The organism is Paenibacillus sp. EZ-K15, from assembly GCF_002573715.1.
Taxonomy (GTDB): domain Bacteria; phylum Bacillota; class Bacilli; order Paenibacillales; family Paenibacillaceae; genus Paenibacillus_AQ.
This window is the reverse complement of record NZ_PDHM01000026.1, coordinates 1-14255: the sequence shown is the minus strand read 5'-3', so window position 1 is coordinate 14255 and position 14255 is coordinate 1. Positions and strand designations below refer to the sequence as shown.

16 protein-coding genes are annotated in these 14255 nt (G+C 47.0%); 14 read left to right on the top strand and 2 right to left on the bottom strand.

The annotated features are described in order from the left end of the window. The first annotated feature begins 6 nt into the window (after positions 1 to 6). From CRG97_RS29410 to CRG97_RS29360, 11 genes are all read left to right on the top strand, one after another. Positions 7 to 951 (top strand): DNA-directed RNA polymerase subunit alpha, encoded by a 945-nt coding sequence (locus CRG97_RS29410; protein ID WP_071221012.1) that lies wholly within the window; start codon positions 7 to 9, stop codon positions 949 to 951. A gap of 39 nt (positions 952 to 990) precedes the next feature. Beyond that, positions 991 to 1356: a 50S ribosomal protein L17 gene (gene rplQ, locus CRG97_RS29405; protein ID WP_071221011.1), complete on the top strand. Its 366-nt coding sequence runs from the start codon at positions 991 to 993 to the stop codon at positions 1354 to 1356. A 450-nt stretch (positions 1357 to 1806) separates the two neighbouring features. After that, on the top strand, positions 1807 to 2589 hold the full coding sequence (gene truA, locus CRG97_RS29400; RefSeq protein WP_098749095.1) for a tRNA pseudouridine(38-40) synthase TruA: 783 nt from the start codon (positions 1807 to 1809) through the stop codon (positions 2587 to 2589). A gap of 309 nt (positions 2590 to 2898) precedes the next feature. Continuing rightward, complete coding sequence (rplM, locus tag CRG97_RS29395; RefSeq protein WP_076326214.1) at positions 2899 to 3336, top strand: 50S ribosomal protein L13; 438 nt, start codon at positions 2899 to 2901, stop codon at positions 3334 to 3336. 20 nt (positions 3337 to 3356) lie between these two features. Beyond that, positions 3357 to 3749 carry a 30S ribosomal protein S9 gene (gene rpsI / locus CRG97_RS29390; RefSeq protein ID WP_006212891.1) on the top strand — a complete coding sequence of 131 codons (393 nt, stop codon included), beginning with the start codon at positions 3357 to 3359 and terminating at the stop codon, positions 3747 to 3749. Between the two features lie 327 nt (positions 3750 to 4076). Beyond that, entirely contained in the window at positions 4077 to 4529 is a 453-nt protein-coding gene (locus CRG97_RS29385) for a MarR family winged helix-turn-helix transcriptional regulator (RefSeq protein ID WP_098749094.1), read from the top strand. Positions 4530 to 4545: 16 nt separating this feature from the next. Continuing rightward, the gene (locus tag CRG97_RS29380) at positions 4546 to 6195 is read left to right on the top strand and encodes an MDR family MFS transporter (RefSeq protein ID WP_098749093.1); all 1650 of its coding nucleotides are present in this window, start codon (positions 4546 to 4548) and stop codon (positions 6193 to 6195) included. A 190-nt stretch (positions 6196 to 6385) separates the two neighbouring features. After that, the gene (locus tag CRG97_RS29375; protein ID WP_098749092.1) at positions 6386 to 7078 is read left to right on the top strand and encodes a phosphoadenylyl-sulfate reductase; all 693 of its coding nucleotides are present in this window, start codon (positions 6386 to 6388) and stop codon (positions 7076 to 7078) included. A 57-nt stretch (positions 7079 to 7135) separates the two neighbouring features. Beyond that, entirely contained in the window at positions 7136 to 8305 is a 1170-nt protein-coding gene (gene sat, locus CRG97_RS29370; protein WP_098749091.1) for a sulfate adenylyltransferase, read from the top strand. Between the two features lie 70 nt (positions 8306 to 8375). Then, on the top strand, positions 8376 to 9149 hold the full coding sequence (gene cwlD, locus CRG97_RS29365) for an N-acetylmuramoyl-L-alanine amidase CwlD (protein ID WP_098749090.1): 774 nt from the start codon (positions 8376 to 8378) through the stop codon (positions 9147 to 9149). A 64-nt stretch (positions 9150 to 9213) separates the two neighbouring features. Continuing rightward, the gene (locus tag CRG97_RS29360; protein ID WP_098749089.1) at positions 9214 to 10308 is read left to right on the top strand and encodes an Mrp/NBP35 family ATP-binding protein; all 1095 of its coding nucleotides are present in this window, start codon (positions 9214 to 9216) and stop codon (positions 10306 to 10308) included. Positions 10309 to 10380: 72 nt separating this feature from the next. Here CRG97_RS29360 and gerD read toward each other — a convergent pair whose 3' ends face one another. After that, positions 10381 to 11079 (bottom strand): spore germination lipoprotein GerD, encoded by a 699-nt coding sequence (gerD, locus tag CRG97_RS29355; RefSeq protein WP_098749088.1) that lies wholly within the window; start codon positions 11077 to 11079, stop codon positions 10381 to 10383. 245 nt (positions 11080 to 11324) lie between these two features. Between gerD and CRG97_RS29350 the strand changes: the two genes are divergently transcribed. Beyond that, positions 11325 to 11918 carry a KinB-signaling pathway activation protein gene (locus CRG97_RS29350; RefSeq protein ID WP_098749087.1) on the top strand — a complete coding sequence of 198 codons (594 nt, stop codon included), beginning with the start codon at positions 11325 to 11327 and terminating at the stop codon, positions 11916 to 11918. A gap of 58 nt (positions 11919 to 11976) precedes the next feature. Here the strand turns inward: CRG97_RS29350 and pdaB are convergent, their stop codons facing one another. Then, the gene (pdaB, locus tag CRG97_RS29345; protein ID WP_076326205.1) at positions 11977 to 12780 is read right to left on the bottom strand and encodes a polysaccharide deacetylase family sporulation protein PdaB; all 804 of its coding nucleotides are present in this window, start codon (positions 12778 to 12780) and stop codon (positions 11977 to 11979) included. 94 nt (positions 12781 to 12874) lie between these two features. On the opposite strand from pdaB, the gene CRG97_RS29340 reads away from it, so the two are divergent. Continuing rightward, complete coding sequence (locus CRG97_RS29340) at positions 12875 to 13483, top strand: stage II sporulation protein M (RefSeq protein ID WP_098749086.1); 609 nt, start codon at positions 12875 to 12877, stop codon at positions 13481 to 13483. A 211-nt stretch (positions 13484 to 13694) separates the two neighbouring features. Then, positions 13695 to 13925, top strand: coding sequence for a hypothetical protein (locus CRG97_RS29335; RefSeq protein WP_009592811.1), 231 nt, complete (start codon positions 13695 to 13697; stop codon positions 13923 to 13925). Positions 13926 to 14255: the final 330 nt, after the last annotated feature.

Below are 14255 nucleotides of genomic sequence, written 5' to 3'. Positions count from 1 at the left end.
ACTTGCGTGATTGAAATCGAAAAGCCGAAAATTGAGACCGTTGATGTCAATGAAGATGGAACCTATGGGAAATTCGTAGTTGAGCCTCTGGAGAGAGGGTATGGCACGACGCTGGGGAACTCGCTTCGCCGCATCTTGTTATCCTCACTACCGGGCGCAGCAGTCACATCGATTCAAATCGATGGCGTACTGCATGAATTTTCCACGATTCCGGGTGTCATGGAAGACGTGACCGAGGTCATCCTGAACCTGAAAGCTTTGTCTCTGAAAATTCATTCCGATGAAGAGAAAGTGTTCGAGATTGATGCGGAGGGTGAAGGGGTTGTTACTGCTGGTGACATCCGTGCGGATAGTGATGTGGAGATTCTGAATCCAGATCTTCATATTGCAACGCTCGGCCCTGGTGCAAGACTTCATATGCGTATTTTTGCCAGTCGCGGTCGTGGCTATGTCCAGGCGGATCGGAACAAACGCGATGACCAGCCTATCGGCGTCATTCCCGTCGATTCGATCTATACTCCGATTAGCCGTGTTAACTACGGCGTGGAAAATACGCGTGTTGGTCAAGTAACCAACTACGATAAACTGACGCTTGAAATTTGGACGGATGGCAGCATCCGCCCGGAAGAAGCTGTTAGTCTCGGCGCGAAAATCTTGACTGAGCATCTGTTCCTCTTCGTAGGTCTGACCGACGAAGCGAAGGATGCAGAGATCATGGTTGAGAAAGAAGAAGACAAGAAAGAAAAAGTACTTGAAATGACGATCGAAGAGCTGGATCTTTCCGTTCGTTCCTACAACTGCTTGAAACGTGCCGGCATTAATACGGTACAAGAGCTGACCACGAAAACCGAAGAGGATATGATGAAAGTTCGGAACCTCGGACGCAAATCCTTGGAGGAAGTTCAAGAGAAGCTTGAAGAGTTGGGCCTGGGACTTCGTACGGAAGAATAGCATAGATTCGGCTTAGCTTAGCAAAGGAGGGAAAAACACATGGCATACCAAAAGTTGGGCCGCGATTCCAGTGCGCGTAAAGCGTTGTTCCGTGACCTGGTAACCGACCTTTTCTTATATGAGCGCATTCAAACGACTGAAGCCAAAGCGAAAGAAGTTCGTTCGATCGCTGAGAAGTTGATCACAAAAGCAAAAAAAGGTGATCTTCACGCTCGTCGTCAAGTAGCTGCATTCGTGCGTCGTGAAACAGTAGACGGTGAACAAGATGCAATCCAAAAATTGTTCTCCGAAATCGCTCCTCGTTACTCCGAGCGTCCAGGCGGATACACTCGTATCCTGAAACTGGGTCCTCGTCGTGGTGACGCAGCTCCAATGGTTTACTTGGAACTGGTAGATCGCGCGTAAATTAGCTTTGTTCCATTGAAGTGACTGTAGTTATGTATGCCCGGCTCTGTAGATGTTTATTCTTGGAGCCATGAACGGGAAGTGGTGCGAGATAAAGTCGATCATCTGGTTCGACTCGTCTCGACTACTCCATGGGCAATAATAACGGGGACCTTCTAGTCATGTGGCTGACTCGAAGGGTTCGGCTTAACATGATGAAAAGGAGCTCCTATGGGGCTCTTTTTTGATAGATATAGAATTATAAGTTATCAGTAAAATCCCCGATAGAGGTTTTCTTAAGATATCAGAAAGTATAAACTTCGAAGCTTGTGACTTCCTGATATCGCAAGAAAAACTGCCGCTAAATGCGGTCTGTCATCTGTGAAAGTACGTCGATAGAAGTTTTTTTATAATGTGTACAGGCTTTCGTTGGCGCAGTGTTTTTCGATGAAAGCACTCAGGAGGTCAGCAATGCGTAATCTTCTGATGAAGGTCAGTTACGACGGTACCGATTATAACGGCTTTCAGACCCAGCCCGGTGGCCACACGATTCAGGATTATTTGGAGGAAGCGATCCGCCGTTTGTCTGGTGAACAGCTCAAGATTACGGCTTCTGGCCGGACAGATGCTGGGGTGCATGCTCGTGCCCAAGTATTCAATTTCTACACAGCTTCTCCAATTCCCGTAGAGCGTTGGTGTATGGCATTAAACACCTGGCTGCCGGAAGATATCGTGGTTTCGGATGCGATGGAGGTACCCATGGAATTCCATTCCCGCCACGCAGCGAAACGCAAAACCTATCGTTTTACCATCAATGCAAACCAATATCCGGATCTATTCAACCGGCGGTACCAGATCCACCATCATGGGAAACTGGATATCGCAGCGATGGAGCAGGGACTTTCTCATCTGATCGGAACGCATGACTATACAACGTTTGCGTCACGGAAGTCGACGAAGCCGTCTCACGTTCGTACTATTTTTGATGCTTGGATCGAAAAGGATACGTCCATGTGCCGTCCGGGTACGAGAGATCAAGGAGTCATTCATACGTACGTATCCGGGAACGGGTTTCTGCAGCATATGGTTCGGATCATTATGGGGACGTTGATTGAGGTAGGGGAAGGCAAGCGCCATCCGGATGACATGTTGGTCATACTGGAAGCCAAAAACCGAGCAGCAGCTGGCCCAACAGCCATGGGCAAGGGCCTGATGTTATGGGAAGTGGAGTATGATATCACCGGAAAGGATTAACCTCAATGACCGTTGATATCAGATCACGGAAAGGGCTATCACAACAAGAAGAAGAAGTTCCTTGTGGCCGTGATAGGCGACTTGTTTGAATAACACGCATGGTGTAAGGTGGAAAACCAAAAAACACTTGCGGATGTGGGCGTAATCCTGTATTATATAAGTTGTGTTTTCTTAACGGCTCTCCCACAGCCCCGGTTAAGAAAATGCCGAATGAAAGACTGCAATAACATGACAATGCTTTGAACATGAACGAAGATAAATAATGAAAATTAATGATGATTTTCGGACGAATACAAGGAGGAACTATACATGCGTACCACCTATATGGCGAAGCCAAATGAAGTTGAGCGCAAATGGTACATCGTTGATGCCGAAGGCAAGACGCTTGGCCGTTTGGCAAGTGAAGTTGCGGCTCTGATCCGCGGCAAACATAAGCCTCAATTCACTCCACATGTTGACACAGGGGATTTCGTGGTTGTTATCAACTCCGAGAAAATCCACCTCACTGGCAAAAAGATGGAGAACAAAAAATACTATCGTCACTCCATGCATCCAGGTGGATTGAAAGTAACTACAGCTCAAGACCTGATTGCGAAATTCCCAGAGCGTGTAATCGAAAGCGCGGTTCACGGCATGCTTCCTAAAACTCGCATGGGCGAGAAAATGAAGCTGAGACTGAAAGCATATGCAGGCACAGCACATCCACATGAAGCACAAAAACCAGAAGTTTACGAACTTCGCGGTTAATTAAAAAGGAGGACAGTTTCATGGCACAAGTACAATACTATGGGACAGGTCGTCGTAAACACTCGGTAGCACGTGTACGCCTCGTACCGGGTGAAGGACGCATTGTCATCAATAAACGTGATATTAATGAATATTTCGGTTTGGAAACACTCAAACTGATCGTTAAACAACCTTTGAATCTGACAGAAACACTGGGCAAATATGACGTGCTTGTCATCGCTCACGGTGGCGGTATCTCCGGTCAAGCTGGAGCAATCCGTCACGGTATCTCCCGTGCTCTTCTGAAAGCAGATCCAGAATTCCGTCCTTCTCTGAAAAGAGCTGGATTCCTGACTCGTGACCCACGTATGAAAGAACGTAAAAAATACGGTCTTAAAGCGGCTCGTCGCGCTCCTCAGTTCTCCAAACGTTAATATTTACGATTTACCAAGCCCTTGGCCATTATGGTCAAGGGCTTTTTTATGCTATCCGAACGTAGTTTGTCCACAAAGATATGCACATCATTGACAATACATGTGGAATTCGGTCGCCACAATTGACAGGTTGTGCACACGGTGTGCACAACCTGCGGATAGAAGGATGAACATATGGATGAACCTACATCGTTAACCACTTGACTTCATATGTAAATAGAGATATATTATTAATTGCGAATTAATTAAGCACTTAAATAATTAATATTTAATCATTAATTAAATAGGTATTTTTCGGAGCACAGAAGCAGAGAAGGGGGGATATGGTTGGATCGCAATGAAGAGATTTTCAAGGTGTCGTCGATGTTCCGGGCACTGCTGAAGAACATTTCTCAAGAGTGGAACAAGTCGAGTGCCGGGAAGTACAATTTAAGCTTTCCTCAATTTCAGGTGCTGTATGTATTAAAGCTGAGGGGGCCTCTGAAGGTATCGGAGCTTGCCGAGGCTTTGTCTTTGACACCGCCGGCTATAACCGGTCTAACGGACAAATTGGTTGCGGAAGGATACTTACAGAAAGAGCGTGCTGAGGATGACCGGAGAGTTGTCAACATTACACTCTTGGAGCCGGGTCTGGATGTAATTAGGAAAGTGAAGAAGGATCAGAAGGAAATGATTCAGGGATTTTTTAATATCCTCGCTGAGGAAGACATTCAGCATTTGAGAAGAATCTTCTCCTTGATGCTGTCAAACCTAGATAAAGACAATCACAACAAAGGGTAGAGGTGGAGCATAGAGCATGGAGCATTTAACGCTTAAACGTAAAGTTTCAATTATGATAGCAATCATGGCTGCGATGTTCTTCGCAGCCATTAACCAGACGATAACGAGCACCGCAATGCCGCGGATTATCGCCATTCTGGATGGCATGGATTATTACACATGGACCATCAATATTTATTTGTTAACATCAACGATCGCAACCATACTGGTAGGTAAGCTGTCCGACATGTTCGGACGTAAGCCGTTTATTTTGATAGGTATATTATTTTTCATGTTAGGGGCTTTCCTAACGGGTACATCAACAGACGTGTACCAATTCATTTTTTATCGTGGTATTCAAGGTATAGGTGCCGGTATTATTCAGTCAACGGCATTTATGTCGGTCGGTGACTTATTCCCACCGCGGGAACGTGGCAAGTGGATGGGGCTGATGACAGCGGTATTCGGTTTCTCCAGTGTCCTTGGTCCTACGCTGGGCGGATACCTGGTCGATAACATCGAATGGCGTTGGTTATTCTGGATCTTCCTGCCGCTGGGTGTAGTAGCCTTTATCATGATCTGGACGTTATTTCCCAAGGTCGAGCGCAAACCTGGTCAGTCCATTGACTATCTGGGTTCCCTGTTCCTTACAACGTCGATCGTTCCTTTACTGCTTGCCTTCTCTTGGGCAGGTACGGAATATCCTTGGGGATCACCGGAAATTATCGGCCTCATAGCGGCTTCGGTCGTATCAGCCATCATCTTTATCCTTGTTGAGATGAAAGCGAAGGAGCCGGTACTGCCGCTTAGTTTGTTCAAAAATAGTGTTGTTACGGTTTCCAATCTGATTGGATTTTTTATGAACTTCGGTCTGATGGGCGCCATGATTTATATTTCCTTCTACGTTCAAGGTGTACTTGGTATTTCACCAACCTATGCGGGATATGTAACCATACCGATGTCGGTTTTCATGATGGGTACGAGTGCCATAGCAGGTCAGCTTATTGCTAAGAGTGGTAAGTATAAACGTTACGCCCTTCTTGGAGTTCCAATTATGATGGTCGGCATGGGAATTATGGTGTTCATGGACAACATCTGGCTCACTGTGGTTAGTACTATTATTTTCGGTATTGGTCTTGGTTTGGGTATGCCGGTATTCTCGCTGGCTACGCAAAATGCGGTATCCCACAAAGATCTTGGTGTAGCAACGGCATCATCTCAATTGTTCCGTAATCTTGGCGGTACCATCGGGATCGCGGTTATGGGTACGGTTATGTCGAATAACCTGACGAAGAACCTGAAGGATGCTCTTCAGTCGGCTAATGCACCGGATTTTAGCGCTGTGGATCCGCAACTAGCCCAGCAGATGCTCTCCTTCGCCAATCCACAGACACTGATGAATAAACCGCTGATTGAGCAGACGCAGGCAAGTCTTCCTGCTGATGTACAGCCTTTATTCATGCAAATGATCGACAGTATTCGCGATGCACTTGGAGATACATTATCGATGGTGTTTCTCACAGGCACGTTAGTTCTCGTCGTTGCATTGCTGCTCGTATTCTTCTTGAAAGAAATTCCGCTGCGGACGTCGAATCAGACGCCTGCTCCCAAACCCGAGGACTCGGAAGGGAAAAGTGCCGGAGCTGCTACTAAAGCTAAAGAGGTATCGGTGGCAACAACAGACTAGGATTGGTATTTGTCAAAATGTTTGGACATCGAAGAGAAAGAAGACCCTTTCTGCTTATGCAGGAAGGGTTTTTTCGTTTTTCATGGTATCGATTTGATGGTTGACATTTATTAGGAATGTTTTATACTGTATTTAATTCATATTATTTCAGTAGGATTATCGGGATTAATATCGGGGGAGGCATCCAATCATGAATTTGCTGGAGAAAGAGGATTTGATCCGAGTGCAAGCAGAAGAGCTTGAGCATGCATCAGCTGAGGAAGTCATCGCATTTGCGATCAAGACATTTCCCAATATAACGTTTGCTTGCAGCTTTGGAGCAGAAGATGTGGTATTGGTGGATATGATTCAAAAGATTAGCCCGTCGACGGATATTTTTTATCTGGATACCGATTTTCATTTCAAAGAAACATACGAAACGCGGGATCGTATGGCCGAACGTTATGGCCTGGAATTCGTGCGGGTCTCTCCGCTCCTTACGCCGGAAGAGCAAGCGGCTCAGCATGGTGAAGCATTATGGAGCGTCAATCCGACTGAGTGCTGCAACATCCGAAAGGTAGAACCATTGACTCGGATTCTGTCTCAATATGAGGCTTGGATTACAGGGATACGAAGAGATCAAGCGCCTACCCGAGCTAATTCGAAGAAGATTGAGTACGATACCAAGTTCGGGTTGGTGAAGTTCAATCCGATCGCAGGCTGGACTAGCGAGGATGTGTGGAACTACATTCGAGCTAACGATATCATCTACAACCCGCTGCATGATCAGAATTATCCGAGTATTGGCTGCGAATATTGCACGCGACAGGTGATGCCAGGAGAAGATCCACGTGCTGGACGCTGGTCAGGCCATGAGAAGACGGAATGCGGACTTCATAAATAAACCAATCATGATTGACTTAGGATCGTACAGTTACAGCATAAGAAGGAGGAATTATTCATGACAGCCATACTCCCTCATGGCGGTACGCTGGTACAGCGGGTAGCCCAAGGAGCAGAGCGTGAAGATCTATTGAAACAGGTCGACACTCTTCATAAGATCCCTGTAAACGCTTGGAGCATCTCGGACCTGGATTTGATCGGGGTCGGGGCATTTTCGCCATTGCAAGGATTTCTGAACGAGCAGGATTACAAGTCTGTGGTTTCCTCTATGCGTTTATCGGACGGTACGGTCTGGAGCATACCGGTCACACTGGCTGTTGATGAGTTTACAGCGGCTAAACTTGTCGTCGGCGAGAAGGCGGCACTTGTAGGCGAAGAAGATGGTGTCGTCTATGGCGTTATCGATGTAGAGAGCGTCTACCAGGTGGATCAGCAAGTCGAGGCTGTTCAAGTATTTAAGACGGATGATCCGGAGCATCCAGGCGTGAAGAAGCTTTTTGAACGTCCTTCGACCTATGTAGGCGGGCCGATCCAAGTACTGAATCGTCCACAGCCGGAACGGTTTGGCGAGTTTTATTTTGATCCGGCAGAGACTCGTGAACAGTTCAAAGCCAAGGACTGGAATACGGTTGTCGGCTTTCAGACACGTAATCCGGTTCACCGTGCACATGAATATATTCAGAAGAGTGCAATGGAAATCGTAGATGCACTATTCCTCAATCCGCTTGTAGGAGAGACCAAATCGGATGACGTTCCTGCCAATGTGCGAATGAAGAGCTATCTGACCTTGCTGGAGAACTACTATCCCGCCGATCGCGCCTTCTTGGGCGTATTTCCGGCTGCCATGCGTTATGCGGGTCCTAGGGAAGCCATATTCCATGCCATGGTTCGTAAAAACTATGGATGCACCCATTTTATCGTGGGCCGGGATCACGCAGGAGTCGGTGACTACTACGGCACCTATGAGGCACAGGAAATTTTCAAAAATTTCACTGCAGAAGAGTTGGGTATTACCCCGCTGTTCTTCGAGCACAGCTTCTTCTGCACCACTTGCGGAAACATGGCCTCAAGCAAAACATGCCCGCATCCTAAGGAAGATCATCTGACTTTATCCGGTACGAAGGTCCGTGGCTTGCTTCGCGAAGGGCAGTGCCCGCCACCGGAATTTACGCGCCCGGAAGTCGCGCAAGTACTGATCGAAGGGATGAAAGAGCAGATTACGGTATAACCAAGGCATAATTAGCCACCTTGTCCCATATGATGGAGTAGAACAACTCATGGGACGAGGTGGTTTTGTTATGTCCAGGCGGAGAACGGACAAGGTTACGGTGTGGATATCGTTGAAGAGAATCAAGCAGACCCTGATTGGAGTTGTGCTTCTGGCACTGCTCATTATCGTTGTGACATACGAAATCCCCTCTGCCAAAACGTCGAATACCTGGAGTTTGCCGCTTGCCGGTAAAGTCATTGCCCTTGATGCAGGACATGGCGGGCCAGATGGCGGGGCGGTAAGCCGACAAGGTGTTATAGAGAAGGATGTAAACCTGGCCATCACCTTGTATTTGCGTGATTATTTGCAGCAGGCAGGTGCGCTCGTGATTATGACAAGAGAAGGAGACTACGACCTGGCTGCAGAAAGCACAAAGGGGTATTCCAAGCGTAAAACGGAAGACCTCAAACAACGTGTGCGGATGATCGAGGATAGTAAAGCGGATCTGTTTATCAGCATGCATCTGAACAGTATTCCATCTAATCGGTGGAGAGGGGCGCAGACCTTTTTTCCTCCGAATAACGGGGAGAGTAAAAAACTCGCCGAATTGATTCAGGCTGAAATCAGACATAACCTGGAGAATACGCAGCGTCTGGCCAAAACGGATGACAAAATATTTTTGCTTCAAGCCCTACGCATGCCATCTGCACTGGTAGAGGTCGGTTTCTTGTCCCATCCCGAGGAATCCGAATTGCTGCGTGATGAGAAGTATCAAAGAAAGGTCGCAGCTTCCGTATATAATGGCATTTTGCGGTATACCTCCGGAGAGTCCGCCAGCGAGTCGTCACAAGCTGCAGAGTAATGGTATAATGGACAGGAAATATCGAAACATTGTCTATTCCATTACATAGAGCAGAGGTGCTTATATGCTGACTAGAGAAACGGTCCAGGAGATACTCCAGCCTTTACGCGATCCCGAAACCGGGAAGAGCCTGATGGAGCTCCAGCGTATTCGAGATATTGTTGTAAAGGAACGCACGGTCCGATTATCCGTGACTTACAGTAGTGAAGATGTACGCGCTTCCCTGGAAGCGCAGATCAGAGAAATTCTTGAAGCTATGGGGGCGGAGGATATCCATATCCGCATGCGTCCTCTAGACAATGCCGTTAGCGGAGCAGCCCAGGAGGAAGCTAACGATCGCGAGAAGCTGACAAAAGGGCATGCTGCCGGCATGGAGCAGAATACGCTTCTTAGCGAGCAGTCCGGCGTTCATTTCATTGCGATTGCAAGCGGCAAAGGCGGCGTCGGTAAATCCACTGTTACAGTGAATCTAGCTGCAGCTTTGGCACGCCAAGGCAAGAAGGTCGGTTTGATTGACGCGGATATTTACGGCTTCAGCGTACCGGACATGATGGGCATTGAAGAGGGGCCATCCGTAACCGAAGAGGGCGTCATCCATCCGGTTGAGCGTTTTGGTGTCAAGGTAATGTCCATGGGCTTCTTCATCCGTGAGAATAGTCCGGTGATTTGGCGCGGACCTATGCTTGGCAAAATGCTGCGTCAATTCTTCACGGATGTCGCTTGGGGGGATCTGGACTACATGCTGCTGGACCTGCCGCCAGGAACAGGGGACGTAGCTCTTGACGTGCATCAGATGATTCCCCAGAGCAAAGAGATCATTGTAACCACCCCGCATGCTACGGCGGCTTTTGTTGCTGCCAGAGCGGGTGCGATGGCCTTGCAGACCGATCATGAAATCTTGGGCGTCGTAGAGAATATGTCCTACTATGTCTGCTCCCATGGCGGGGAGAAGGATTATGTATTTGGTCGTGGAGGCGGAGGGGAGCTTGCCGAGACGCTTCATACCGAGCTCCTTGCGCAGCTTCCATTAGGAGCGCCGGATAACCACCCTTCGGAGCCGGATTTCTCCCCATCTGTGTATAAGGCAGGTACCGAGAGCGCAGGGATCTACGATGAGATAGCTGCAAGAATTGCAGCCAAGCTTGAGGAATCCGTTTAGACGAGGTCTATATATCCATATTATGAAACAAGCTCCCTGTGTAGGGAGCTTGTTTTGTTTATGAAAAATGGCCTAACTGCCACTGCCTTCTTCATTACCGCCACCGCCGTCGCCACCGCCGCCACCGTCACCACCACCGCCTTGCTCTTCTTGCCCTCCGTCTTGTTTTTTCTTCTCCACTTTAGGCTGAAGTTCGTCTTTCACAACCGTTTTGAGCAGTTCCATTACCTCCATGCGGAATAGCGGATTCTGCATAGCTTCCTGCATCACGGTCATGGACTGTTTGCGATAGTCCGGGGTATTGGTCAATTCAAGAAACGATTTCATTACATCGGGAGACTTTAACATATCCTGAATCGATTTTTGATACGTCGGGTCCTTGATGAGCTGCATATGCAGCTGCTTGCTCTCGGAATTGATGGCTTTGGCAAAATCACCAGCGAATTTCGGATCGGTCATAATCTTTTCAATTTCTTTTTTATACTCCTCCGACACCAGTGTATCCTTTACAGCCATCCGAATTTGATCCCCCGATTGGGCGGACATCATCCGCATCCCCATCGAGCCGCCCCCGCCGGAGGAACCGGATCCGCTGCTAAGCGCTTCCTCTACCGCTTTTTTACCTTCGTCGGTTTTCAGAATGTCGACCACCATGGATTTGATTTCTTTATATCCGAGCTGCGGGGACGAACTTTGTTCTGTACCACAAGCGGTAAGCACCACGGCAGCAACGAAGACGATAATACATAAACGAAATAACGGCCATTTCATTACCGTTGTCCTCCTTTTTTCAAAATCATTGAATTTATAAGTTTTCAGCGAAGCCGAACAAATTCGATAATCGTAAGAAAAACATCCTCTGCATGCGGGTTTGTCTTCTGTGAAAGTACGCCGATAGATGTTTTTCTTACGGTTCTTCGCATAGTATGTGATGGATTTGCAGAAATATGTCGGATTCAGAATGGTTTTTTATTGTGAACGTTGGTAAAATAATGATCTGTGGGGGTGGAAGTTAGTTGAGCTTACGAAAGTGGTCTAAATTGTTTTTGAAAACGCTGCTCGTTGGGGCAGTGGCGGCATTAATCGTAGGTCTGATCCTACAGTTGTTTAATGGCGCGATCGAATTCACGGGATTGGCCGATTTATTAATATACCCGCTGATTTTGTTGGGCTCTGGGGCACTGGTGAGCGTATATTCCCAGATGGGCTTTTTTGCATACCTGACTTTGAATTATATGGGGATAGGCATATTCCGCAGGAAGACTTGGCAATACATTCAGATTGTGTTGGCTGTTCTTGCCTTGCTGGAGCTGATGTTCTTCCGTACCTTTGTGGGCGGATCCACTAGCTTGCAGCAAGATTTGATTTTGGGTATTTCCATTTTGGTGATTGCCGTTGTTGTTGCTTATCTCAAAGTGAAGAGTACAAATGCTAATGCATGGATTCCGACCCTCTTCTTTATGATGGCTATTTCCATTGTGGAGATTATCGGTGTACTGCAAATTGGAGTCAGCAATGCCACGATCTTTATGGTGGTACCATTGCTGATCTGTAATGCATACCAAATTCTGACGCTTCATAAAGTTACACAAGACGAAAAAAAGAGCTAACACCTTAGCTCTTTTTTTGTTAAGCATTATTCAATTACAGGGCCTTTCTCCCGGGAGTCTATAGTCCGCCTGCATCCTCGATGCTCTTCTGCAATGATGCGTGATCACGAACCTCGGTGCCTTGGGTGCTGCCCTGTTGAAGCAGGTCGGTTACCGTAACGAACTCATATCCTTTATTACGAAGTTCCTTGATGATGAGAGGGAGTGCTTCATGGGTTTGTTTCACAGAGTCACTGGCGTGCATCAGCACGATGTCTCCCGGATGCGCTTTGGAGACGACGCGGTCCACAATTTTGTCGACGCCGATATTCTTCCAATCCCTGGAGTCGGTATCCCACTGGATCACCGTGTAGTTAAGGCTTTGGGCTATACCGAGCACTCTTTTGTCAAAATCCCCGTTAGGCATTCGTATTAATTTGGGTTCTTGTCCGGTCATTGCGGTTAAAATAGTATGTGCCGAAGAAATCTGCTTGCGTATTTCCTCATCGGTGAGTGTGCTGTAATTATCGTGCTTGAAGCCATGGCTCCCGATTTCATACCCGTTTTCTTTAATGGCATTCACAATATCGGGATGCGTTTTGCTCCATGGGGCAGATAGAAAGAAGGTTGCTTTTTGAACTCCATTGTCTTTTAAGGCCTGTAAAATAGGCTCTGCGCGTTTTTCGCCCCAGCTGATGTCAAACGTTAACGCGATTTGTTTCTTGTCCGTAGACACGCTGTAAATCGCTGACGGGTTGTTCTCGGAGAAGACCGAGATGTTGTCACTCTCCACATAAATAACGCCGATTGCAAAGATCGCCGCGGCAAGGACAAAGAAAAACCGCTTAATCTTTCTGCCGTTGAATACATAAAAAGAATTCATAATACGTGCGCCCCTCTCCCTTCATTGTGCAATAGCTTGTTTACTTTCAACATATGCTCGTACTTGTGAGTTATACCAATTTAGGAGGTTACGAATGTTACGTTTTAGCATTTTTCTCAGAGATTTAAGATCCATCCGGAAGGCATTGCTCTTGGCAACGGTTTTATTTATAGCCGGAATTGTGGCGGGAGCAAGCTCAGAGGGGTTCGAGCAATTCCTTCTAGGCCAGCTTCAAGGATTAGGGGAGATTAGCCAGCAGCTCGGTTCCTCCGATCATCCGGAATGGAGCTTCTTTGTCTTTATCTTTCTTAACAACAGCATTAAGAGTGTGTTGGTCATGTTCTCAGGTTTGCTGCTTGGTGTGATACCGTTCTTCTTCTTGATCATCAATGGTATGGTGATTGGTTTCTTAGTGAAAGTCGTGGGGGAGAGCGGAGAAAGTCTGTTTGATCTGATTGTGAAAGGGCTGCTGCCTCATGGGATCATCGAGATCCCGGTCATAGTGATTGCTTGCGGATATGGTCTTGCTTTTGGCGGGCTGGTATTAAGAAGTGTCACGGCGTCGGGCGAGCGCAGAAGCGGGATAGGCGCGGAGTGGCGCGGATTTTGGCGCAAGCTGGGTACTGCTTCCGTATGGGTTGTCGTGCTGCTGCTCGTCGCCGCAATGATCGAAAGTACAATTACGTTGTGGCTGATGTCATAATTTTCCCTGAAAATGTGCATACCTAATAAAGCAGCTTAGCAGAGTAAAGAGAGAGCTGCGTGGACAGGGCGTTCATCATAATGTGCAGACAGCATACATTCGGTTTAGAGATCCCGCCAATACGGTTAATCACCTTTACATAGGCAAGAGCAGCTTTAATCCGATTGAAGTGACGTTACATGTTCGCTTAACTATATAAGGAGGTCCTATCATGCTGGGAATGCTATTCAATGAAAAAGAGTGCAAAGAGCTTGATTATGTACTGCGAAAAGAACTGGATGAGATGCTGCTGGATTTGAGCGACCAACGATTGGACCAAAACATCAGGCAGGCTATAGCTAACCGATATAAAACGGTGTTTCGCATGTATGCCCGGTTTGCCCCGCAGAAAGAACTCTCCAAATATGCGCGTAACGGGAAGTTTCCGCAAATCAAACATTAATTTCGCGAAAAAGTGTTGACTAACTGGCTGAGTATATGGTAAATTAATTTTCGCTTCCTTTTCGAAGGTGATGCCGCCAACCGGCGGCCATCAAACTTCAAAACAAACTTCAAAAAACTTTTTTAAAAAAAGTACTTGCAAAGTTGATAGGGAGTATGATATATTATAAAAGTCGCCGCTGAGATGCGGACGACGAACAAGAAACACAGATTGATCTTTGAAAACTGAACAACGAGTGAGTAAAACGGACCACTTCGGTGGGACGTTGAAATAGAGAATTGAACAATTCTCGTCAGTTAAGAAATGAGCAAGTCAAACACTTTATTGGAG